This is a genomic window from Muricoccus pecuniae, assembly GCF_014199205.1.
Classification (GTDB): Bacteria; Pseudomonadota; Alphaproteobacteria; order Acetobacterales; family Acetobacteraceae; genus Roseomonas; species Roseomonas pecuniae.
In genome coordinates this window covers 1-22,607 of record NZ_JACIJD010000026.1, presented here as the reverse complement: position 1 = coordinate 22,607, position 22,607 = coordinate 1, and the positions used below count along the sequence as shown (strand labels likewise).

Genomic DNA, 22,607 nt, shown 5'->3' with positions numbered 1-22,607 from the left:
CCGGGCCCTCTCTCCACTTCGGGCACGATAATAGAGGTTTATCGTGCCTATCTTCCCTGGTTGGCTCGCTGATTCCGTCTGACAAACGCCATTGCGAAAGAACGGGCGGGGGTAGCCACACCACGATGAACCCCAGCGATCTCCCTGCTCCGCCCTCGGGGCCCCCTCCCCTGCCTACTGGCGCGCTCCGCCTCTCGACCACCCTCCTCGGCGACCCTGTCGTCCCCGACGGTGCGACGCGCGCGGCCGAGCTGCAGGCGCTCTCGGCCCGTGCTACGGCCTACGCCACTCGCGCCCGCGGCCAGGGCACCCGCCGCGCCTACCGCTCCGAATGGGGCGCCTTCGATGCTTGGTGCGCTGCCCTCGGCCGCGAGCCGCTGGCCGGCGATCCCGAGACGCTCGCCATGTACGCCGTCCGCCTCGCCGACCGCGGCCTGACCGTCTCCTCGCTGCGCGTCCACCTCGCCGCCATCGGCGCCGCCTACCGCCTGGCCGGCATCGCCCTCGACCTGCGCCACCCGAGGCTGGTCACGGTCTTGGAAGGCATCACCCGCGCCAAGGGCACCCGGCCCCGCAAGAGGGCAGCGGCCGCCGACTTGGACACGCTGCGGCTCCTGCTCGCCACCCGCCCCGCCCCCCTCCACCCCGCTCGGGGCGCGTGACCGGGCGCTTCTCCTGCTGGGCTTCGGCGGCGCGCTGCGCCGGAGCGAACTCGCCCGCTTGTCGCTCGGCGACCTCGAAGCCGTGCCCGGGCGCGGGCTGCGCCTCCTCATCCGCCGCTCCAAGACCGACCAGCGCGGCGCCGGCCGGAAGGTCGCGATCTGGACCAACCCCGACATGAGGGGCCCGACATCACGGGCGGCGCCTCAGACGCGGCGCTGCCGCTCTTTGTTGGGATGAGCAAGGCCGGGCGCCTCAGCGCCCAGGGGCTGTCCGACAAGGCGGTGTGGCAGCTGGTCAGGGAGGCGGCGCGGGGAGCCGGGATCGAGGGGTGGGAGCGCTTCTCCGAGCACTCGCTGCGGGCGGGCCTGGCCCCCGCCGCCGGCGAGGCCGGCGCCGACCTCGCCCAGGTCATGCGCCAGACCCCACACCGCTCCGCCGAGGTCGCCCTCGGCTACCTCAGACCCGCCGACCTCTGGCGCAACAACCCGACACAGGGGATCTGGGCGGCGGGCAAGCCGGGGGAGGCGGACCGGGCCTGAGGATCAGCCCCGCGCTCCCGACCGGGGCGTATTATCCCCCGTTGGTGGGGACAGGTCTGTGGGCATCTGGCAGCTAGCGTTTGGGGCGATCCACAAGAGCAAGCTTGACGAAAGGGGCCGTAGGGCGAGCGGGCAACTGCGCCGCGATCCAAAACGAGCTCTCGGTGAGCGCGGCCGCCGCCCACCTCGTACCCTCGGCGGCGTACCACGCCAAGTCAGGCGAGATCCACACCGTCAGATCACCGCGCGCAATCAGCCCCCGGTCGTACTCCCGCCAGTTCCGTATCCAGTAGTGGTTCTTGGGTCGCTCACCCCATGCTGATGCCCTGCTCATGCAGGGCCGCCTGCAAGGTTTGTGCAACAACGCCGTTCCGAGGTGACAGATTGAAATGCCATAGTACCCGACTTTATGCTTTGTTTGCGTAAGCACACACAGAGGAAGATAGTTAGAGTTCATGCGCGTTGCCGGGAACTGTCTAAACTCAAGCATTTGCTCTGTTTCGGTTCGAGACAAGAGCACCTGTTTAGGTGGTGGCGTTCTGGCCGGATCTCGCTCGACGCTGGCTTCGCCGGCTTTCAGATCCGGACAAGTCGAACTGCCACCTTACTAGCTTCCTTGTGCTCCATACGTACACTGGAGGGAGAGGACAATGTCAGACATCGAATTTACGGTAGCAGGCTTGACTAACCTCGATATTTTAGAGTTGAAAGGTTTACTGAAAAAAGAGGGGAGTGTCGTAGATATCGAAACCAGAAAGAGGGCACCTGAACCGGGTAAGTACAATGACCCAGCCCTAGCGACCGCTCTTGTTAAAATCGCCGTCGATAACGCGCCTGTTGTGCTTCCCACTCTAGTATCGGCTCTAGCCATCTGGATCGCCAAAGGCAAGAAGGCCGGGCGCATGAGAGGCAAGTCAATTGAGGTGTCTTTAAAGGGAATAAAAATCGCAACTTACGAGGCTGAAAACTTCCAAGAAGCTGATGGCACCGCAATCCTGAATAAACTCAGTCTGCCAAATAACAAGGTCTAGAGTATCATGGCAGTTGAGGCGCCACCCCGAAACTGGACTGAGGCCCTCGCCAACACGATTTTCTTCGACGGCCTTAACTCGGCGAGATATATCGAATGGCTGGTTGACAGATCCAAGCAGCCAATCGAACTGGCCGCACCTTTCATTCACGAGTTCACTCATCACTGGTGCTTTAATTCTCTCGTAGGCAATGCCACTGCCTTCACCGAACTGCGATTATATGCCATCTGCGGTATTTATGATGGAGTAAGGCCTTACTGCGCGCGTGATTACGTGGCAGTGAAGGGCATTTCAAAATTATTGCGCCCGCTTGCAGAGGGCATGGCTTTATTCGCTGAGTTCGACCTTGAATCCTCCAGATCCGGGCTTAAAGTCGGAACTCCTTTCACTGCAGCAGAACTTTGTTTTTCTCCGGGGGATGGAGATGACTTCTCACAGCTCATGCTGCAGGCTCTGCGCAGAGCCCCCCATCACGTTGATCGAAAAGCCTCGATTTATTGTCATGATTTTGAGGTCGAGGAAGGGTATCTGCCAGGGTACATTCTAGTCAAATCGCTTTTTGGTGCGATGCAGATCAAAGTGCCAGGCATCTCCTCAGAACTGTTCCTAGCTTATTTGCGCTGCTTCTTTTGGGAGGATCCTGGATTTGTCGCTATACTCGCCGCGGTGGAAGATAGTGGACCAGAAACTGCTCAGAAACTCTTCGACCGGTTCTTGCACCGAATGGATGTTTTACGTTTGGCTACGGATCTGCCTGATCGTCTGGAGAAATTCTGGCTTGCATGGTCGGCCAAGGGGCGCTTCCAACCTGGCTGGAGCATCTTTATCGAGCCGGAAGAAGCCCACGTTTCAATAGAAAAACTCGATGGCTTAGTGCGGGGGCTAAATGCTTTCGTTGAGTCAACTCCGCCCAATTCATATCTACCGCCCGCACTCCGAACCGATGAGTTGGTGCAGCTTCAATTAGATTTGGCAAATCTTCGACAATACACGATAATTGCACGCACCCCACTTACTGTCGAGAAAAAGGGAGAGCGGTGCGTGCTAGTACTGCCTGGAGAACACGGCGCTTCCCATCGAGTACACTGGCCAAGCGTCTCGACACCTGCGGAAGGTCACTACGAGTGCTTTGCCATCATACCTAATTTTTCTGGTTACATGTCTATCGTGCTTAGAGGTCCAGGCTCGGCAATCTTTCTGGGTTGGATAGGTCACTTCAGGCCAGAAGATCACGCTCATGAAATTGAAGCGTTCGTGGGTGCAATTGACAGAGTGACTGAAGCTGTTGTCAAATTACGTGACAGTTTCGAAAAGGGCGGTTATGCAAGTATTGATAGTGGTACGATGAGAGAATTGCTCAAGGAATTCGATGATCGAACACTTAGTGCTTATCTTTGGTTGGTTGCATTAAGAGGCAGGTCTGATATCGAGAGCGCAAAAGCGGAGATATCAATGCTTCGCACCGCAGGACTTAGACCAATTTTCGACAACGACCCTTTGGCTTTACGCGCGGCGGCAGCCATCAGTCTCGCTGACAGTTCGCTCACCAATCTTCATGATTTCGATTTCGAGGCGCAGATTTCGATGGTGAAATCTTTTTGGCTCGGCGATGAGGACTCCTCGGAACTAAGACGGGCAATGACTGGGATCGCAAGCAGAGACAGATCAGGTCTCGTGATTTTTTCTGACGCAACTAGGTTACGAGTTTTGTTGTAGGTTCTCCAGCAGCTGGCTTGAATACAACCATATAGCATCTCGATCACAGGTGTTCGATGGCCAGTGGGATCGGCCAGAAAAGCCAAAGGTGGTTTCGGGCTGTAACTGATCTTGGACTAGCAATGAATTTCACTCCGTATCCCAAAGATCGGCATTCGCTCAGAGAAAGAAACCGCGCCTGCGATTGGTCTGAAGTAAAATTTCAAGGATGGCCGTTTTTCGTGTTGATCATTCATTAGCGGAAGTGCGGCTTTCGGCCAAATCCGGCCGTTCGGAACGGTGCTGAAAGCTCCTACCTCGCCGACCTGCACAATAATGGATGATTATCGTGCTTACTTTGCCGGAAATGCCTAATTTCGCTGAGGTTTTTCTGCCTCATGGGAGGCCAGCGCCGCGTCCCGTAACGGGCTGTAGCGTTCCGTCCGTTAATCCCGCCCTTCGGACGTAATGGACCGCTCCCCCAGCCCAAAAGTTCTGCTGAGCCTCTGACCGAGTCCCCTCCCCTGCCCGCCGGAGTGCTCCGGCTCTCGGCCCGCTCCGCCGTCTTCGCCACCCGCGCCCGCGGCGATGCCACCAGTCGCGCCTACTGCTCGGCGTGGCAGGGCTTCGAGGTCTGGTGCCCCTCCTTCGGCCGCGAGCCGCTGGCCGGCGACTCCGAGACGTTTGCCATGTACGCCGTCCGTTTCGCCGATCTCGGCCCCGCCGTCTCGACGCTGCACGTCCATTTCGCGGCCATCCAGGTCGCGCACCGCTTATCCGGCATCGCCCTCGACCTGCGCCATCCCCGCCTCCTTATGGTCCTGGAGGACATCGCCCGCAGCACCGGCACCCGGCCCCACAAGAAGGCCGCAGTCGCCGGGCCCGACGTCCTCCAGCTCCTCCCCTAAGCCCCACAGGACTGAGCGGCGGTCAGGCGAACTGCGACGACTTTGGGCATCCTTCGGGCCTGCCCCGCAATGGGGTATCCAGTGAGCCCGTCTCGGGATGCCCCCTCCCCTGCCCAGCCCGTGGGTTCAAATGGGCAACTCGGCCTGCGGACTGCCGGTCCGCACGTAGCGGTAGCGGTAGGTCTTCGCCCGGCCGGACCCGACCGTCTCCTCCGTCCACGAGGCGAGGCCGCCTGCCTGCTGCATGTCGCCCAGCGCCTGTCGGGCCTCCTCCCGCAGCTTTACCCGCTGCTTCGTCGTCTCTGCGCGGTAGTCCCGCCCGGCGAGGCTGGCCAGCAGCTCCACGTCGATCCACGAGTGCGCCGGTTGGCTGTCGATGTAGGGCCACCAGCAGCGGGCGTAGTCGCTCTTCAGCCGAAAGTAGACGTCGGCGTCCACCGCCACGAGGTGGCGCTCCTCCAGCGTCCGGCGGACCCACTCGCCGTAGGAGACTGTGACCTTGCTGTCGAGCTGAGCGCCCTCCCACTCAATCTTGCCTATAAGCGCATCCGACCACCCGGCGCCCGCGAGCAGTCCTCGGCTCTCAGCCTTTAGGAACTCGTCATGGCTGCCCCGGAAAACGCGGATGGACACGCGCTGGAGCTCCTGCAGGACGCGGAGGGCAGTCAGGAGGTTCGTGACGTGCACCGTCAGGCCGGAGGCGACGAGGAGCTCCCGCCACGACGTCTCCGTCTGGCAGAGCACGATGCGCTGGCCTGCGTCGGTCCTGGCTTCCACTCGGCGGGCTCGCAGCCGGAAAAGGGCGACCAGCATGTCCCTATGCCGGGTGCCCAGTTCCCGACCGGCCACCTCGACCACCGAGTGGGGCGGGACGATGTAGATTCGTTTGAAGTTGCTGTCCGTGTTCAACGAGTGGGTCCGGGCGGCGAAGGCCGAAGTCCGTGCGAGTCGGGACGGCATGACGGCGGGCGCCCGGCGGCCCCGAGCGTTCAGCCGGGTCTTCTCCAGCCGCGCGAGACGGCGCCGCTCTACGTCGGACAGGTGCTTCGGCCCGTTCTCGACCATTCTGAAAATGCCCCCGCTATTCCGCCTGCCGCCGGAATGCTCGTGCGATTCCCGTTGGCCGGGATCATAGAACCGGAACCATCGCCGGGGAGCCCCAAAAATGCTCCCGTGATTCCCGTCGTCCGACGGGTTTATCCCCAGCGGTGTGGATGACCGGGGGTCTCCAGTGAATCGCAGGGGCATTTTTCGTAGAAGTGGGGGCATTTTTCGTAGAAGCAGGGGCAAAACCCCCTCAGAACGCGTTGATAGGAAAAGTGAATCTGCCCTTTAGACTCTTATAATTAGACGAATCAAAGACGTTTGGCTGTGGACAACAGCGACCCGACGTACCGCCTGCGGCCAATAAAAAGCAGGGGTATTGAGAGCGACGCGGCCTGACAGGACCCCGAGAGATCCCGCGTGGCGCAGAAACCCGGGTCGTCAGGGGATGCGACGGTGCAAATCCCACTGAAGAAGGGCTGGGTGCCAAGGCAAAGTGCCCCCGCGATTACGGGCGCCCCCTCCTCCCCTCCTAGTAGCCGTAGCTTCTCAGGAACTCGTCCAACGCCTCGGAAACGGCTTTTTGCTGGCTCTGCCCCTCCTCGAAGCAGTAGCGGGCCAGCCGCTTCGCGATCGTCGAAGGAATGCGTGCTCCAACCTGAGTGCGCGGGACGTCGGCCTCCCCTTCCTTGGTTGGCCGTCGGCGGGCCGGTTCCTCGGACTGCGGGGACAGCACCTCGGCCGGAGCCTGCGATGGCTGAGTGACTACGGACTGGGCAGCGATGGACGCAAGCTGCGCAACAGGCGGGGAGTCCTGCGAAACGGGAGACGGAATTTCGGGACCAGTATTCGACTGGGAGGCCTGTGCAGGCCTCTGCCTGCTAGACTGCTCGATGGGCTGCTGGACCTCCAACAGGGACACAGGCCTTGAAGATGGCTCGCCTACTGATTGAACTTCGGGCTTGGTAACCTGATCGCGCGGAATCTGGAAATTCGCGAGACGCGTTGGCTGCTTGCTCATCCGGCCTTCTCTACAGCTCGTCCGCCAACGATCTTGAGAGCGGACTTGTTTGTTAACTTGTTAGCTTGTTCCCGGGATAACACACCCATTCGCTTGGCCACGTACTGCCATAGGGCGGCAACCTCGTGTGCCGGAGCGCCCCGCGGGTCGGCCTCCTGGACCGTAAGGCCGTCGAGCGCCGACGCGGCGTAGGCGTCGCTCCGGTGGAGAATGGCCGGAGCTACAGTGCCGTGCTGGCTGAGGGCAATCGCAGCGTCGCCGGTGAGCCGGGCCTTCTTGGTCGCAGAATTGACCACGAACACCATGACCTTCCCAGCGGCCGTCACAAGGTCAGCAGTCTCCCCCACCGCGTCCAGGTCGTCGGGACTGGGGCGAACCGGCACGAGGACTAGATCGGCCGTCGCGACGGCGAGCTCCACGATCCGGTCGGCGGCCGGAGGGGTGTCGACCACCAGTAGGCCGTATCCCTGCGCCCGGAGCGCCGGGATGGCAGTGGCCAGTTGCTCGGCCGCCGCGAGCGCTACGGCGGCGCGTTGCTCGTGGCTGTCGGCGGGCATCTCGGGTGATGCGAGCTGGACGAGTTCAAGGCCGTCCTCGGGGCGCCGCTGCCACCAGCGCGAGAGGCCGCGCATCGGGTCGAGGTCCACCATTGCCACACGGCCCACCCCGCCCTTGAGGGCGGCAACGGCCATGTGACGGGCGCAGACGGTCTTTCCCGACCCTCCCTTTCGGCTCCCTGAAACAATGACTTTCATGTTGCCAGTCCCCATGAATGGTCGAAGCGGCATCCTTTGTACACAAAGCCAAGTTACCCATCAACAGCTCCTTCATGTTAACATGGTAGCTTGCTAACTAGCTACCTTAATATCGATCCTTGAAGGTGACAGTCTTTACCCAGTATGATATGACCAGCGATATGAAGTTCGTGGTGGACACCAGCGTCGTCGTAAGTGGACTGCAAAGCAGTGCTGGCGCATCGCGCCTCCTGCTGGCGGCCATTGCCGAACGCGCGCTCCGCCCACTGGTCACCGTGCCCGTCGTACTCGAATACGAGGATGTCCTTCTTCGGCCCGATATCCTGGCGAAAACCGGCCTAAGCCCCGACCAAACCAAGGCGTTCATAGATGCCTTCATCGCTCAGTCGGAAGCGGTCGTGGTGCATTACCGATACCGACCCTCCATCGCCGATCCTGCCGACGAGGCGTTCGTCGAGGCTCTCCTCAACGGCAACGGAGATGCGGTGGTCACTTTCAACGAAAAGGACTTCCTCTCTCCATTTCCGCCGCACGCCTCAAGAGGCGTGCCAGTTATCCAGGTCATCAAGCCCGGAGAGGCACTCAAGAGGCTCACATGGCGACCTTCAGCAGCTACGCCCTTCGCGTCCCAGGCTCCCTCATGGAAGACCTCAAGCTCGCGTCCGAAAGGGACGGGGTCTCCATGAACTCATTCATCGTTCAGGCGGTGGCCGAGAAGGTGGCGGCACTTCGCGCGCGCGGCCTGCTGCAGGAGTTGTCGGCTGACGAGCAAACAGCCTACCTCCGCGGGCGCGCCGAGCGGAGCGAGACGCCCATGAAGGCGCTGCTCCGGAAGGCTGGCACTACGAGCCGGGTCCGCCGTGGTGACGAGATGCCCGAGGGCTGGCTCTCCGAGACACCCGAGACCAGGGAAGGGGAGGGGGGCTGACCCGGCACGGGCGGCTACCTAACGCGCCGCCCCGCTCCGCCCGGGGGAACTCTGCCCGCAGCTGGTAAACCTCTCGCACTGCAGCCCATTTGACCTTGTGTTTTGCTCAAAGGAGCAGAACAGCTGTTGCAGCTGGATGCTAGGGTAAGCCGCCCGCGTCGCACGTCGGTGCGGCGGCCTGTCGGGTCGGCCCTGTCCTACGTCGAGGTGTTCCGGGTCGAGCCAATCAAGCGCATCGGCATGATCAAGAGCGGCCTACGCGCGGCCGAGGCCAAGCGCATCCTCGCCGACCTCGCCGTCACCCAGGCCGTGGCCATGCGGGCGCTGAACATCTCGGCCACCACCATGAACCGCAAGGTGAGGGGAGAGGACCGGCTGGACCGTGATCATCAACCCGCTGCACCCGGCGAGCGCCGGCATCAGGGCGCGCAAGCTGCGCCTGTGGACCTACGATCCCCGACTCACCAAGCCATCGTGAGATCCCGGCCGGTGCGCCCCACAAATCCCTCGCAGGAGCGCGACCCGCGGGTGGCGGTGGCATGCCACATCATCGTGGAGACCGGCTTTCGCCCACCCTCGGCCCCTGTCGAGCGGGTGTGGCTCGACGGCTTTGAGCAAGGGCCCGGTTGGACCGGGGCGGAACTGGAGCGGTACGAGACGGCCGGGATGGTGCAGGAGCACGGGACGGCTGAGGAGGCGTGGGCGGCGCTGGTGGCAGGGTGGATGGAGGCACGGCAAGGCGACCTCCTCCCCATTCTCAGAGTTGCTGATGCTGGCGCATAGGCGGGCGGACGTGGCGGACCTCAATGCGCACGCCCGGGTGGTGCTGCGGGATGCGGGAACTCTGGCGGGGCCGGACCATCGGCTGGAGACGGAGCGCGGGACGCAGGATTTCGCAGTGGGCAAGGGGGTCATGTTCCTGCGCAACGAGCGCGGCATGGGTTTGAGGAACGGCATGCTGGGCACCCTGGCGCGGATCGAGGGTGTGGCGGCGGGTGGGAGCGACACGCGGCTCGTGGTGCGGCTGGATGGGAAGGTTGCGGTCTTACCCGGCGCTGAGGGCCGGAACGTGGCGTTTCAGCTGCGGGACTACAGGCACTTGGCGCCGGGCTGTGCATCGACGGTGCATAAGGCCCAAAGAGTGACGGTGGACCGGGCGCATGTGCTGGCGACGCTGGGGATTGACCGGCATGTGGCCTATGTGGCCCTCAACCGGCATCGGGAGGGCGTGACCGTGCACCGGAGCCGGGAGGAGCACATCTAGCGGGAACACCTGGTGCGGGCGCTGTCGCGGGAGCGGGCGAAGGACGCGACGCTGGACTACGGGTCGGCGGCAGAGCGTAGGGAGTTGGCAAGCCGGAGCGCGGGGCAGCCGTCCCGCCCCACGGCAGAGCAGGCCCAGGAGAAGGCGGCCGCGACCTCTGCGGCGCGACGCGGGCTGCACCCGCTGACTCCCGAGAGCGGCATCGTGGTGGAGCAGCCGGAGGCGCTGCCCACGTGCAATGGGCCGGAGAGGGCCGAGGAGCATCCGCGGCCGCTGCTGCCGGTGCACGGGGATCCAGAGGGTCGGGACAGCTTGGGGCGGGGCACGACGGCGCCGGAGATAGCAGCGGCCGTAGGACAGGATCCTGCCGTGTTGCGGTAGGCGCAGGACCGGGGCCGGTGGCTGGCGCTGGCCTATCGCGACCCGGGCGCGGCAGAGGTAAAGCTTGCGGCCCTGGTGGGGGGGAGGGGGCGACCTGCGGGCTGCGTTGCGGCAACTGCGGGAAGCCGGGCCGGAGGCAATGGGCACGCTGCGCGGGTGCGAGGGGCTATTCGGCAGTTCAGCGGCAAAGCAGGAGCATGCGGCAGCGCTGGATGCAGTGCGCACGGTGATCTCTGGTCTGGCGCACGAGGCGAAGGCACGGGAGCGGGTTGGGGCGGCCTATGTGGCGTCTGTGGAGGCGCAGCGCAGACGGGACACGGTAGAGGTGCCCGGGCTGAGCCGGGCGGCCTGGACGGCGGTGGATGCCCAGGAGCGCGCTCAGGCCCGGCAGCAGGAGGCGGAGCAGCAACGCCTGGGGATCCGGCGTGGGTAGAACATGGCGATGTAGCAACCCGCTCAGGGAGACAGTGGGGTTCGGACTCGGAGGGGGACTTGGTCGGAGATGATCCGAAGGGCTAATCTCGACCGAAAGTGCATTCGACGCCACCAGCAGCACAACGCTCACCTCCGCGGTCGCGAGCGTTATGCCCCCTCCAAGCCCGACTGGAGCGATTGGCGACGGCAGAAGCTCGACACAGAGGACGGCGATCACAGATCTTGCGGCACGAACCACGAACACGCGATAAGGTGGCGCGATGAGGAGCGCCGCTGACACCAAGAGACACGCAATAACGCGCCGGGCACCAGCAGCCCACCGTCCTGCACCCTGCCGCCCAGCGACCGCCACACTGTCGGCCGCCCGCTCCAGCGCGCGAGGCGGGCCCTGAGGCCGCAGGACGTCATTGCTGGCGCCGAGATCCCCGGCCATCCGGGCGCGTACGTGCTTGGCTGCTACGATTCACGGATAACGCTCTACTCCCAGCAGGTCAGGGCGCTGGAGCTCGCCCACGCGCTCCATCGCACCCACTATGTCGCGGCCGATGCGCACGTGGCGGTCGTAGGCGGCGGCGCGGGCGGCTTGACCATGGCCGCGGCGCTGGCGCTCCAAGGCACCGCGACTGTGCACCTGTTCCAGCGCGGCCCTGATCTCATGCCGCTCCAGAGCGCCGCCACCCGCCGGCGTCTTGACCCGCACATCTACGGCTGGCCGACTCCGGGAGCGGAGCAGGTAGCGGCCGAGCTGCCCATACTGGACTGGACGAGCGGGTCGGCGGTGGAGGTGCGGCGGGCGCTCGTCCGCGAGTTCGACGAGGTACGCGCGGCGGTTGGTGACCGCCTTCTCGTCCATACTGGGCACCGGGTCACCCGCGTCACGGCCAGCGGCGCGACGTTCGAGGTTGACTTCGACGCGGACGACCCCACCGGCGGTCTCGCGCCAGGCGCCAGGATTGTCGACCTCCTCGTCCTCGCGATCGGCTTCGGGCTGGAGCGTCGACAGCCGATCCGCGGCGTCCAGTCGGAGAGCTACTGGCGCGACGCGGGCGTGCCGGGCGGCGACATCGAGGGCCGCGGCCGGCCGAGCGTGCTGGTGAGCGGGAACGGCGACGGCGGCCTCATCGACCTGATCGCGGCCGCAAGTCGCGACTTCGACCACGACGTTATGATCCGCACGATCACCCGGCGTCCCGGGGTGGACAGGCTCTCCGCGCCACTCGCCACCATTGACGAGCGGGCGCGCGCCGCCGACGCGGCGGGCCAGGGCTTCGACTTCGTCGCCGCCTACGACGTGGAGGTTGGCCCCATTGCCGACAACCTGGGGCTCACCGACGAGATGGCGGGCCGACTGCTGCCCGGCGTTCAGCTCCACCTCCAGACGCGCGAGCCGGAGCTGATGTCGATTAGGACGGCGACGCTTAACCGGCTAGCCGTCTACCTGGTCCGGCGCGCCTGTGGACGCAGCCCGCGTGAGAACTTTGAGCACGTGGTGTGCACCGAACTCGACGCCGTCGAGCCCAGGCCAGACCACGACGCGCCCGCCTACGCCCTGACCTGCGACGGACGTCGCCTCGAAGTCGACCGCCTGGTGGTCAGGCGCGGCCCCAACCGCGACTTCGAGCGCCAACCGTTCGCCGACCTGTTGCGGGACTATCCCGATGCGCACGAAGCGTGGATGCGCCGCTTCCCAGCCGAGGCCATCGCGCCGGTGCTTGGGCGCGACGCGCGCGCCCACTTCGAGGATTTGACCCGCGCGCATCGCCTGCCCTCGCCGGGCCACCGCCGCGCCGCCGAGGCCGCCGGCGCGGCGAGGCGGATCAAGGTCGCGCTCCACGGCGGCGAGGCGCGCTGGACGGGCGACGTGCCGCTCGCCGGCGCAGCCACAGCCTGGGACGCAGCCGGCCCTCCCGTCACCATAACCGTGCCCGCGATTCCCGCCGACCTCGGTGCGCTCGCCTACGCGCTCGGCCGCCTCGCGCTGCACGCCCAAGGCGGTGTTATGCACGTCGACGTGGCGAGATGGGGGGCATTCCTCGACGGAATAACCACCGCTTCGCGCAATGCTGAGGACCTGGACCGGCCGACGCTGCGCCCCGTGGACGGCTCCTCCGACCTCGCCCCCGAGCGTCTCACGACCGACAACATGGCGGCACGGCTCGGCGCGACGCTCGACCGGCGATGCCTAGCGATGATCGACGAACATCTCGCGGGCCTGCTCGAGCGCGGTGAGGACCCGGGGCACGTCGTCGACCTCGCCCCCGCGCCCGAGGTCGCCGCGGCGATGCGGGCTATCTGGGCCGAGTGGAAGGCTGCGTTCGACCGCGACCCCGCCCTTCTCGCTCGATTCCTGCGCCTTCTCGTCTGCGCACAGGACGGCACCGCCGCCGCGGACGAAGCGCGCACCCTCGTCGGGCCGCGCAAGCGCAAGCTGCTCGTCCGGGCGACGGGGGCCGCGCTGGCGGTCGCCACCGGGTGGGCCAGCACAGCGCCGCACCCCGACGAGCCCGGCAACCTCACTCACCAAACCGGCGCCCACGCGCGCACGGGCCATGTGTGCGCCGCCGAGCGCATCGGTGGGCGCACCACCGCGACGGAGGCTGCGAGCTTCCTGTGGCGGACCGACTTCGTCGTACTACCAATGCTGACAAGCCCCGTCGCGGTAGCGAGGCGGGCGGAGGAGCGCTTCGACGCCACGGACGAAAGCGAGCCGACATTCGCCAAAGCCGGTGCCGGCCCGAGCCTGATGCTCAGCGTCGATCCGCGATTCAAGGCCGGGGTTGCAGCAGGCTTGGCGCAGATCGCGGGCCTGCTATCTGAGGCGGAGGCAGCGCATGCGGCGCGGCTGGGCAGCGGCATCGAGAGGAACGTCGGGGGCGGACGCGACTTGGAGGAGGCAGCATGACCGAGGGATCAGGGTCGCCGGGTGCCGACACGCTCGCCTGGGTCGCCGCCGCGCTGAGCGCGCTTGCCATCAACGCTGGCCTGGAGGCGAATGACGCACCGCGGCTTGTTGCCGACACGTTCGACGGCGGTAGAGGCGAGCCGAGCGCCAGCCTCGAGGCGCGGGATCTGCCGTTAGTCAGGCGCGGGCTCTCGGTCGGCCGCCACGCGGTAGTGCTCGGCCTACTGCCGGAGACGGCCGACGAGCGCGAACTCGCCGACACGATGCGGCAGCACCGAAACCAATGTGTCGTCGCGCGCTCGGCGCTGCAGCCAAACGCCGCGCTCGACCTGCTCCTCATCATGGTCGGCCCGCGCGGCAGCGAGGGCAAGGACGCTTGGCGGGCCATCGCGCTCGGCGTCGAGCGCGACGACCGGGTCGCGCGCAAGCTGGTATGGCTGCGCCCTGACGACGCACGCGCGGACGCCGACAGCTTCGACGCGTTCGCCAAGCGCACCTTCCTGGCTCGGCCTTGGGCCACGCCCGCGCAGTTCTCGATTGCCTCTCTCGACGATATCGCCGCTATCGTGAACGCGGGCGACGTGCCCCGTGACACCGCCGGCAAGTGGAACAGGCTCGCTGTCAAACAGGGCGACGAACCTGACGCTCTCGTCGAAGGCCTCGTCAAGGTTTGGGCCGAAAGGAGCGCCACGTGAGCCGCACCTACCTGTCGCACGTCGAACTCCGCAATTTCCGCACCTTCGGCCGGTTCCGCCTCGACATCGCGCCCGGGCCTGGGCTCACGCTCATGGTCGGCCCCAACGGGCTGGGCAAGAGCAGCTTCTTCGACGGGATCGAGTGGTGCCTCTCCGGGCGCATCCGTCGCTTCGCCGATCACGTGGGGCGCCTGAGCGAAAGCGCCTACCTGACGCGACGCGACGCCGAGATGCCGAACTCCCACGTCGTCTCGCTCAGCTTCGATGCGGGTGAGGCGTTTACCCGGTCGGCCAACTCCGCCCCCGACGCGGCGCGGCTCGTCGCAGCGCTGAAGACGGATGGCTGGGGCGAGATCAAGGATCTCGCCGCCTACCTGAACCTCACGCACTTTCTCGGCCAGGCCGCGCAGCAACGCTTTACGAGCCGGAACAAGAACGATCAATGGGAGGCGTTAAAGGGGCCGAGCGGCATCGACCGGCTTGAGGAGGTGCGGCTCGCACTCAGGGGGCCGGCGACCACCGCGGCGTTCCGCCGCCGGTTGGCGCTACAGGCGGCTGAGGTCGAACTCGCCGAGCAGGCGCTCTCGCGCTGGGGCGACGACAGCGCCCGCCTCGCAGCGCTCCGCGCATCGGCGCAGGCGTCGGGCACGCCTTCAGCCGAGGCAATCGAGCGCGACCTGGAGGCGCTCGAAACGGCATGTATAGAAGCGGGATTGGACACGGCGGCTGCTTGGAAAATGGGCGACCGCACGCGGACGCTGATCGCATTGCGCGAGAGAATGGACGACGAGCGCGCGCGGGCGCTCGAGGGGCAGCGGCAGGTCGAGCGCCTGCACCTGCTGGCGATGCGGTACGAGTCTCTCGCCGCTGCGGCTGACACTGACGGGGCAGCGGCGGACGCCGCACGCGAGACCGTCGGCGCCGCGACCGCCGCTCTGTCCCAGGCAGCGCTCGCCAGCAGGAGCGTCGAAAAGCGGGTCGCGACGGAAGCAGAGTCGGTGGCCCAAGCCAAGACGGTGCTGCGGCGTTCGACTGAACTGGCCGAGGCGATTGAGGCGACCGCGGAGCTCGCGACCAGCGTCGCGCGGCTCGCGGAACGCAGGGATGCGCTCTCCGTGTCGCTCGGAGAGACGGCCGCGACGTGCGCTGCCACGGCGGAAGCGCTCGCCGCCGCGCGGGCGCGGCAGGTTGCGCGCCGCATGCTCCAGGAGCGCCGCGGGGTCGACGAGGGCGTGGTCGCGCGCGCGGGCAGGCTGGCGGCGCTCACGCTGGAGGCGCAAACAGCGGAGGGACGTGCGATCCGGGCGCGGGAGGACGCGATGGCGGCGGCGACCTCGGCGGAGGCGCTACGCGGGCACATCGACGGCTTACGTGTCGAGCTAACGGCCCAAGAGGCGGACCTCGCCACGGCGCGGCGGCGCGCGTCCGAGATGGCCGACGCGATCGCAACTGTGGCCAAGCACATCGGCGAGCACGACGAGCACTGCCCGGTGTGCGCGACTGAGTTCGCCGCGGGCGCTCTCAAGATCCTGGCCGAGGCGGCCTCGCGCGGTCAGAACGAGGAGCTGACCCGACAGGCGCAAAAAGTCGAGGCGATCCGGCGGTCGCTTGAGGCGGCGACGGCGGCGCTCGCCACGGCCGACGAGAGCAGCGTTCGGGCCGACGCGGCGCGCGTCGAGGCGGATGCCGCAGGGAAGGCACTCGCGAACGCGCGTGCGGAGGTCGCAATGCTCCTCGGCGCTGAACTAGGCGACGACCTCGCCGCGCTCGCCGACCGGCGGCTAGCGGCGACAGCCGCGGAGCTCTCAGACGTCGAGGCAGACATTGCCTCGACGGACGCGAGCATCGCCGAGTTGGCGGCGGCGGCCGAGGACGCTGAGCGCCGTCACGAGGCGCTTCGGGCCGAGCGCGACGGGATCGAGCGCGACATCGCCGCCGCCGAGAAGCGAATCGGAGAACTGGGTCAGACGCTCGGCGGCGAGGCGCTCGCGGCAGAGCCGGACGCGCTCACGGCGCGCATCGAAGCCGACCGGCAGGCGCTTGCGAAGTCCGAAGGACGATACTCGGCCGTCCAGGTTGAGCTAGCCGCGGCGCTGGCGGTCGAGACGACCACGCGCCAGCGGCTAGACGCGGTCGACGCGGCAAGGACCCAGGCGGAGAAGGCGATCGCCGGCGCCAGGACGGAGCGGCAGAACCTCACGCGCGACTGGACGGCGGCGGGGATAGCCGGCGAGCCCTCGGGCCGCGGCGCGGCCGAGCACGGCGACGCGCTCGCGCGGCGACTAGCCGGGATTGACGGGCTGCTTGCCGAGGCGGACCGGATCGCCCGCGCGCTCCAGGAACTCGCTGCCTTGTCCGAGCTGCGGACCCTGGAAGGCCGCATGGCCGAGAAGGCCGAGCAAGACGGGATGCGCGACCCGTCCCAGCACGAGCGCACACTCCAGCAGCGCCTCGACGGGGCGAGATCGGCGCGCCGCGCCACCGAGCGGACCCAGGAGGCGGTCAACGCTTACACCGTACAGTTGAAGAAGAGGGTCGACCGGTTCTCCGTCGAGTTCCTGATGCCGCTCAACGGTCTAATCGAGGACTTCAATAAGACGCTTCTCAGCACTCCCGGCGAAACGGTGCAGTTCAGCGCCGACACGGCCGTCAACCGCACGGCGCTGGGCATGCAGCTGCGCTACGCCGACGAGGTTGACAATAGCAGGTACGACACCGGCCTTGCGCCCCAGCTGGTGCTGAGCGAGGGGCAGATGGCGGCCAACGGGTTCAGCATCCTGTGCGCGGCCAGCGTCGCCTATAAATGGTCAAACTGGCGCGCGCTGCTGCTCGATGATCCGCTACAGCATAATGATATTGTCCACGCCGCTGCCTTTGCCGACGTGATGCGCAATCTCGTTGAATACGAAGGTTACCAGCTGCTCATGTCGAGCCACGACCGCGCCGAAGGCGAGTTCCTGTTCCGTAAGTTCGACGCCGCGGGGCTGCCTTGCACCATGGTGACGCTCACCGCACCGTCGCGCGACGGCGTACTCCACGAGCCGCCCCGCCACAACGTGGCCGCGAGCAAGCTGCTCGCACGGCCCCTCGCCGAGGCGAGCTGACGCCAGCAGCGAGCGCGCGGTCGGCGGAAGATGCGTGCGTGAGCATCGCGACGATGCTGGGCGGCAATTACGTCGTTGCAATGCCTAATGGAAGCGGACACGAACGGGCTCGTGGCATCTATGAATGCCGAAAAGTCGGAACCTTTGCAGGCAGAGCTACTGTCGTGATCAGACTTTGAAGCCATCTGTGCACCAGATAAAGGCGTGTGGTTGCCACGTCTAGATCAGGGGCGGACGCGTTGAGTGGTGCTGCGGTGGGAAGCCACACGACCGAATAGCGTATGAGCGGCCCGGGCTGAGCAGCTCAGGAGTCGTGGCTCCATCTCTCAGCGGTTGGAGCCTCCGGCAGAACCGGCGCGGTTCAGACCCCTCGCTGGCGGCGGGTAGGCGGGCGGGGCCTGACATCAACCGGGACCTCGATAACCGTATTGCCTCCTAAGGTGGCCGTGTCGAAGAGCGGCGTTCCGAAGAGGTCGGCACGAGCATCAAACACGACGAGATACCCGAGGTGAACTCCCCGGTTCTCCATGTAATGCCGAATTTGCGGCTCGCCCGATGCCGCATAGCTCGTGGAGTAGCCGGCGCCGCACATCTTGACCTCGATAATGGCCGACAAGCCGCCTTCGAGTTGGAGCAAGAGATCTAAGCGCCCTGCGCCCGTCCCGATTTCCTCGTAAACCGCGATGCGCAGACCGAAGCGCAGCTTCAATGCGACGTGCAGAAGGTTCTGCGCAAACCTCTCAGGACGGCTCACCCATTGGTGTTCTTTCCTTTTACCTCTGGACCAGAACTCCATCCTCTTGTCGGCTGCGACGAACCCCGCGAAGTCCCGCAACGCCCCTTCCAGCTCGGCGCGGGTGACGGGATCGGATGGGTCCACGGGAGGTTGCGACGGTCCAGGCGACCCGCCGCGATCGAGCGCCTGCTCCCGGAGTGTCCGAATCTGTTCGCGCAATCCTTGACTTAGATCCGGGAGTTTCAGCGCCCGTGTGAACGCATCCAGCGCTCCGTTGACGTCGCCGCTTTCAAGCAGTGATCGGCCACATGCCACTAGCATCCCCGGCATTTCACCGCGGGCCGCGAGCTGGGCCTTGAGGAATGACGCTGCGCCCGCCCAGTCCCCCGCTTTCCAGAGCACGTCAACGAGCATGTCGCGGGCCTGGTTTTCGTGCGGGGTGATTTCGAGCAGGCGGCGAAGCTGAGCCCCCGCTCGCTTGAATTCGCCTTGGTCTCGCAGCTGGGAGGCAATTGCGAGGAAGATCGGCGCCTGGGCACCCTCCGGCCCGCCGGCTCGATCGAGGTCAAGGAGGGCGCCCTCCAGGCGTTCCAGTCGCGCGGAGCCCCCCAGGTCCGGATCGGTCACCGCGATAGCGGTGGCGACCAGCGCGACGATCTCAGCATCACCGTGATCCTTCGCGTCGGCGAGCAGCCGCTGCGCCTCCACCGCGTCGTACCGCTTCATGACTTCCCGAATGCGGCGCGCGAACGCGAAGCGTGCGTCTCCGACGTCCTCCGCGAGCCGCATCGCCTCCTGGCGCAGGTCCGTCGTTTGCTCGTTCTTGCCGAGCCCTTCCGCCGCGTTAGCAGCGAGGTGGAGCGAGGAAATGAGTTCGCTTTCCAAGCCCACCACGCCACGGCGCAGGGCGGCGGCGGCGAGCGCATCGCCGAGTGCCCGCTCGAGCGCGCCGACTCGGATCAACCGGTTCGCCTTCGCGTGGTGGACGGTGGCCTTTAATTCGCGCTCCAACAGGCCGGTGTCGCGTGCGAAACTGAGGACGTTGTCGAGTTGACGAATCGCCTCGCGCGGATCGGAGTGCTCGAGGATTCTCGCGAGCTGCCCCAGGCTCCTTGCCGCTTCGGCCCTGTTTCCATTCTCCAGGAATGCATCGGCCGAGAGCTGCGCGGCGCGAGCCGCTTCTGGGTCCTCGCGGTCGAGGGCCATGCTCAGGTTGCGCCAGACCCAACCGCGCTCGCCCGCCATGACGCTGGCCGGATCTTTCAGGACGTCGCGCCAGATCCGTATGGCCGTCTCGACCCGCCCCTCCTTTATCGCGGCGACACCGAGCGTGTTCCTCAGTGTGTTCCGCTCTTCAAGCGGCATGTCGGGCCACCCGCGGAGGAGCGCCTCGGCATCTTGCCTGACAGTCGCCAAATCCCCTCCGCCGTAGGCCAGGGCGGCCCGCAAGCGGTGGAAGTCGTAAGCGTCCCCTCGGTCCAGCCGGCCGGGGTCGATTGCCCTCAGTGCGCCCAGCAAGGCCAGCGTCGGCCTCCCTGCGAACGGCAGCTCGTCCTTGGCCGTTCGCAGGGCCTCGGCCGCCCCGGGGTGGTCTTCCTGGTCCAGGCGTGTTTGGAGATTTTGGACGAGAGCATCAAATCCCCGGTTGAAGGCGCTCCTGAGCGACTGGCCGATCCTGCGCGACAATTCGGGGTTCGAATTGGCAAATTCGTGGAGTGGCTGATGCTTTCCAATCCCCAAGCCCGTCCGCAAATCGAATTCGAAGGCAAACGAGACATCAGCGGACGGAAGTTCCTTTACGGCAAATCCCGCAGCTATAAGCTTCTGGCGGATGGCGTCCTGGTAAGTCGCGGCCTGCTCCTTCGCCAGCACCTCGGCCTGAGCCGAATCCTCTATAGCCTGACGCGCGGCTTCGCCTACGATCTGGCCTAAAGCCTCGTCGCCCGTAACTTCGAGCTTTAGGCCTGCACTGTCGTCATGCCTCAACTCCAGGATCACCGGCTTGCCCTTACCCGCGCTGTCGAGCACGGCGAGTCGAATGCATGCGTTTTGCTTCCCGGCCTCAGAGCTTTTCACGGGTGGCCAATCCTCTCTTTGTTCTTTAGCACTGTAATGACGTGTTGGCGCGCGTCGCGAAGGCTTTTGGCTGCGGGCGAGCGCCGGATCGATCTCGGTGTCAGGCAGTTCGACCAACAATCCTAGCCTGTGTAACCTGTCATGGTAGATTTTGATGAACTTGCCACCCGGCGCTCAGTTTATGCATGATAAGGTCCTTTATAGGGACGCGCGCCGGAACGCGTCCGTGCCCGTCAGGACTGCAGCCCAGGCCTCACCCTTCTCGTCAGGATCCGGGATATCGCGGATGAGGTGCCATAGCGTCCGGAGCACCTCAAAGCCGTCTTCCTGGACTGACCTTAAACCTGGAAACTGGTCCGGTTTTTCTGAGAGTTCTCCGGCAGGTGCCGCCCTCCTGCTGGACGGCGCGGGTTGACACATCGCGGGGCACCTCGCCGTGCCCGACAACGTCAGCCTCATCTTCCTGCCGCTCTATGCGCCGGAGTTGAACCCAGTCGAGCGTGTGTGGCTGTACCTGCGCGAGCGCTTCCTGTCGCTCCGCCTATTCCCCGACCTCGGCGCCATCATCGACGGCTGCTGCCAAGCCTTGGAACCACCTCACCGCCGAACCCGGCCGCATCGCCTCGCTCACAAACTACCCTTACCCGCGGTCAGTCAGGACTTCATGAGCCGGGTATTAGAGAACATCTTCTGAAGCTTGGCACCGGTTCTCAATACCGGTATCAAACCTTCGGAGTTCAGAGAAAGATGGCAAAAAGAGCCGAGAAAAACGACCGAACGCCCAAGAAGGACCCCGTGCGAGAGGCATTGATGCAAATACCTCGCGAGATCCGCATGTTCATGTGGGCGCTTCTCCCGCCGGATCAGAAATATCTCGCGCGGGAAATCGAAGACTTACTTGCGGGGCGAAAGGTGGGCGCCAGCAAGAAAGACTATTCTGCGCTTTTACGCGAAATGGCCCGTCTTCACCAATCTTATCGTCCCGTTAGGACCGTGCACACACTGGCCAAGATGACTGTATCGTGTCTTCCATCAGATGCTCGCCTGGATGGCCGATTTTATGTTCAGGTCGGACCCAAGCGATGGCATGAAAAAGGGTCGCTGATCCGCACCCTTGTTGGCCGATTTGAGAAAACGCGGGAGGCTCTACTAAGAGAAGCAGACTATGAGATATTCAAACGTGCGCTCCAGGTATATAAATTTTACAACCCAGAAGCAGCTGAAGAGTACGAAAAAACCATTCAGCCGCAAAGCAGCTTACGCTTCTATACATTTAATTTAGAAAAAGATAAATAGATGATACCTCGAATAATTTGAGTAGTCGTAGGGCCCACAGTCCGAAGCTACTCCTAATTTTTCTCGATTTGCCGTTTTCATTTCGACTCACAACTGTTATGTTTTATCAAGAGTAATAACTTCGGAACTTTTTTACCCTGACGGGGCTCACGCCATCAGGTGATCTGATTTCATGACCTACGCACCACGAAGACGATACCGGAGCCCGAGCGCTCTCGGGCTTTCTCTACATCTGACCTGTGTTGCCTTTTCGAGTTCGGGATGACCGTGGTGATGGTCGAATCCCAAGACCCCACGCTGTGCACCCAGCCTTACGTTGCATCGACTACAGCAGGTGAAACTGACGCAGCAAACGACCGCCTCCTGACGCTGCAGGAAGTAGGCGATCTCATCGGCATTTCACAACGCACTCTGCGGCGCTGGCGCCGTGACGGTCACCTTCAGAGTGTGCGCATTGCCGGCACTGTTCGCGTGCGTGCGAGCGCCTTGGAGCAGGTCCTGTGCGGCTCATCGGATACTGCGCAAGAGATCTCATAACCTCCCATAAGCGAACGCCTTCTGCGCCTGTCGTGCATACGTCGCCGTACTAATCGCGGTGATCAATCCCGCTATGCCTGCACGAATGGCCGCTCCTGTCCGCTCCTGGCCAAACCACCTTTTAGGGACATCGCATGACGTATCAAACCCCCTCGCCGCCATCGGCTGACGGGCTGCCCTCGCCCTCCCTGGCGGACGCGCGGCAGGCCGTGATGAGTTCGACCGATCTCTCGCCGACGAAGATGAGAGATTGGCTATCCGCCCTCAACGGCACCGCCGAGCTCCTCGGCATGCCGCTCGCCGCCGTGCCCTGTGACATCCCCTGGCTCAACGCCCACCTTTTCGGCCCAGCGCCCATCGTGCGCCGGCTCAACGCTGGCCGACGACGGAACATCGAGAGCGGCCTACGGGGCGTGCTGCGGTGGATGGGCCTGCACGAGCCGGACCCGCGGTGGGACTCCCGGCCCCTGTCCCCCGCTTGGTGGGCTCGGGTGGCCCAGGTAAAAACGTATGGCCCGCCCCGTCCGCAAGGGCTTTCACGACCTGGTCTGATCAGTCTACGCCAACGTATCCGGTCACAAGGCACATCGGCCCTGG

The 22,607-nt window shown here is 65.0% G+C and carries 20 protein-coding genes; 16 read left to right on the top strand and 4 right to left on the bottom strand.

Annotated elements, in window-relative coordinates:
• Positions 1 to 125: 125 nt before the first annotated feature.
• The 5 genes from FHS87_RS19905 to FHS87_RS19885 all read left to right on the top strand — a co-directional run bounded on the left by FHS87_RS19905 (position 126) and on the right by FHS87_RS19885 (position 4,836).
• Positions 126 to 662 (top strand): hypothetical protein, encoded by a 537-nt coding sequence (locus FHS87_RS19905; RefSeq protein WP_184521112.1) that lies wholly within the window; start codon positions 126 to 128, stop codon positions 660 to 662.
• Between the two features lie 234 nt (positions 663 to 896).
• Positions 897 to 1,202 carry a tyrosine-type recombinase/integrase gene (locus tag FHS87_RS19900; protein WP_184521111.1) on the top strand — a complete coding sequence of 102 codons (306 nt, stop codon included), beginning with the start codon at positions 897 to 899 and terminating at the stop codon, positions 1,200 to 1,202.
• Between the two features lie 650 nt (positions 1,203 to 1,852).
• Positions 1,853 to 2,233 (top strand): hypothetical protein, encoded by a 381-nt coding sequence (locus FHS87_RS19895; RefSeq protein ID WP_184521110.1) that lies wholly within the window; start codon positions 1,853 to 1,855, stop codon positions 2,231 to 2,233.
• Between the two features lie 6 nt (positions 2,234 to 2,239).
• The gene (locus tag FHS87_RS19890; RefSeq protein ID WP_184521109.1) at positions 2,240 to 3,949 is read left to right on the top strand and encodes a hypothetical protein; all 1,710 of its coding nucleotides are present in this window, start codon (positions 2,240 to 2,242) and stop codon (positions 3,947 to 3,949) included.
• 515 nt (positions 3,950 to 4,464) lie between these two features.
• Positions 4,465 to 4,836 (top strand): hypothetical protein, encoded by a 372-nt coding sequence (locus FHS87_RS19885; protein WP_184521108.1) that lies wholly within the window; start codon positions 4,465 to 4,467, stop codon positions 4,834 to 4,836.
• 126 nt (positions 4,837 to 4,962) lie between these two features.
• Here FHS87_RS19885 and FHS87_RS19880 read toward each other — a convergent pair whose 3' ends face one another.
• The 3 genes from FHS87_RS19880 to FHS87_RS19870 all read right to left on the bottom strand — a co-directional run bounded on the left by FHS87_RS19880 (position 4,963) and on the right by FHS87_RS19870 (position 7,656).
• On the bottom strand, positions 4,963 to 5,901 hold the full coding sequence (locus tag FHS87_RS19880) for a hypothetical protein (protein ID WP_184521107.1): 939 nt from the start codon (positions 5,899 to 5,901) through the stop codon (positions 4,963 to 4,965).
• 511 nt (positions 5,902 to 6,412) lie between these two features.
• Positions 6,413 to 6,616: a hypothetical protein gene (locus tag FHS87_RS19875; protein WP_184521106.1), complete on the bottom strand. Its 204-nt coding sequence runs from the start codon at positions 6,614 to 6,616 to the stop codon at positions 6,413 to 6,415.
• A 281-nt stretch (positions 6,617 to 6,897) separates the two neighbouring features.
• Positions 6,898 to 7,656, bottom strand: coding sequence for a ParA family protein (locus FHS87_RS19870; protein ID WP_184521105.1), 759 nt, complete (start codon positions 7,654 to 7,656; stop codon positions 6,898 to 6,900).
• Between the two features lie 125 nt (positions 7,657 to 7,781).
• On the opposite strand from FHS87_RS19870, the gene FHS87_RS19865 reads away from it, so the two are divergent.
• The 8 genes from FHS87_RS19865 (at position 7,782) to FHS87_RS19830 (ending at position 17,365) form a co-directional block, all read left to right on the top strand.
• Positions 7,782 to 8,342 (top strand): putative toxin-antitoxin system toxin component, PIN family, encoded by a 561-nt coding sequence (locus FHS87_RS19865; protein WP_312862056.1) that lies wholly within the window; start codon positions 7,782 to 7,784, stop codon positions 8,340 to 8,342.
• Positions 8,339 to 8,584, top strand: coding sequence for a hypothetical protein (locus tag FHS87_RS19860; RefSeq protein ID WP_184521103.1), 246 nt, complete (start codon positions 8,339 to 8,341; stop codon positions 8,582 to 8,584). The genes FHS87_RS19865 and FHS87_RS19860 overlap by 4 nt, the downstream gene beginning before the upstream one ends.
• Before the next feature lie 126 nt (positions 8,585 to 8,710).
• The gene (locus tag FHS87_RS19855; RefSeq protein ID WP_184521102.1) at positions 8,711 to 9,367 is read left to right on the top strand and encodes a hypothetical protein; all 657 of its coding nucleotides are present in this window, start codon (positions 8,711 to 8,713) and stop codon (positions 9,365 to 9,367) included.
• A gap of 10 nt (positions 9,368 to 9,377) precedes the next feature.
• Positions 9,378 to 9,848 carry a hypothetical protein gene (locus FHS87_RS19850; protein WP_184521101.1) on the top strand — a complete coding sequence of 157 codons (471 nt, stop codon included), beginning with the start codon at positions 9,378 to 9,380 and terminating at the stop codon, positions 9,846 to 9,848.
• A 607-nt stretch (positions 9,849 to 10,455) separates the two neighbouring features.
• Complete coding sequence (locus FHS87_RS19845; RefSeq protein ID WP_184521100.1) at positions 10,456 to 10,662, top strand: hypothetical protein; 207 nt, start codon at positions 10,456 to 10,458, stop codon at positions 10,660 to 10,662.
• A gap of 447 nt (positions 10,663 to 11,109) precedes the next feature.
• Complete coding sequence (locus FHS87_RS19840; RefSeq protein ID WP_184521099.1) at positions 11,110 to 13,566, top strand: ABC-three component system protein; 2,457 nt, start codon at positions 11,110 to 11,112, stop codon at positions 13,564 to 13,566.
• Positions 13,563 to 14,261, top strand: a complete 699-nt coding sequence (locus FHS87_RS19835) for an ABC-three component system middle component 1 (RefSeq protein WP_184521098.1) — start codon at positions 13,563 to 13,565, stop codon at positions 14,259 to 14,261. Before FHS87_RS19840 ends, FHS87_RS19835 begins: the two co-directional genes overlap by 4 nt.
• Positions 14,258 to 17,365 (top strand): AAA family ATPase, encoded by a 3,108-nt coding sequence (locus FHS87_RS19830; RefSeq protein WP_184521097.1) that lies wholly within the window; start codon positions 14,258 to 14,260, stop codon positions 17,363 to 17,365. Before FHS87_RS19835 ends, FHS87_RS19830 begins: the two co-directional genes overlap by 4 nt.
• Positions 17,366 to 17,726: 361 nt before the next feature.
• Here FHS87_RS19830 and FHS87_RS19825 read toward each other — a convergent pair whose 3' ends face one another.
• On the bottom strand, positions 17,727 to 20,294 hold the full coding sequence (locus FHS87_RS19825; protein ID WP_184521096.1) for a tetratricopeptide repeat protein: 2,568 nt from the start codon (positions 20,292 to 20,294) through the stop codon (positions 17,727 to 17,729).
• A gap of 319 nt (positions 20,295 to 20,613) precedes the next feature.
• Here FHS87_RS19825 and FHS87_RS19820 point away from each other — a divergent pair, with 319 nt between their 5' ends.
• From FHS87_RS19820 to FHS87_RS24665, 3 genes are all read left to right on the top strand, one after another.
• Positions 20,614 to 20,871 (top strand): transposase, encoded by a 258-nt coding sequence (locus tag FHS87_RS19820; RefSeq protein ID WP_184521095.1) that lies wholly within the window; start codon positions 20,614 to 20,616, stop codon positions 20,869 to 20,871.
• A gap of 53 nt (positions 20,872 to 20,924) precedes the next feature.
• The gene (locus FHS87_RS19815; protein ID WP_184521094.1) at positions 20,925 to 21,473 is read left to right on the top strand and encodes a hypothetical protein; all 549 of its coding nucleotides are present in this window, start codon (positions 20,925 to 20,927) and stop codon (positions 21,471 to 21,473) included.
• Positions 21,474 to 21,734: 261 nt separating this feature from the next.
• Positions 21,735 to 22,010 (top strand): helix-turn-helix domain-containing protein, encoded by a 276-nt coding sequence (locus tag FHS87_RS24665; protein ID WP_184521093.1) that lies wholly within the window; start codon positions 21,735 to 21,737, stop codon positions 22,008 to 22,010.
• The last annotated feature ends 597 nt before the right edge of the window (positions 22,011 to 22,607 follow it).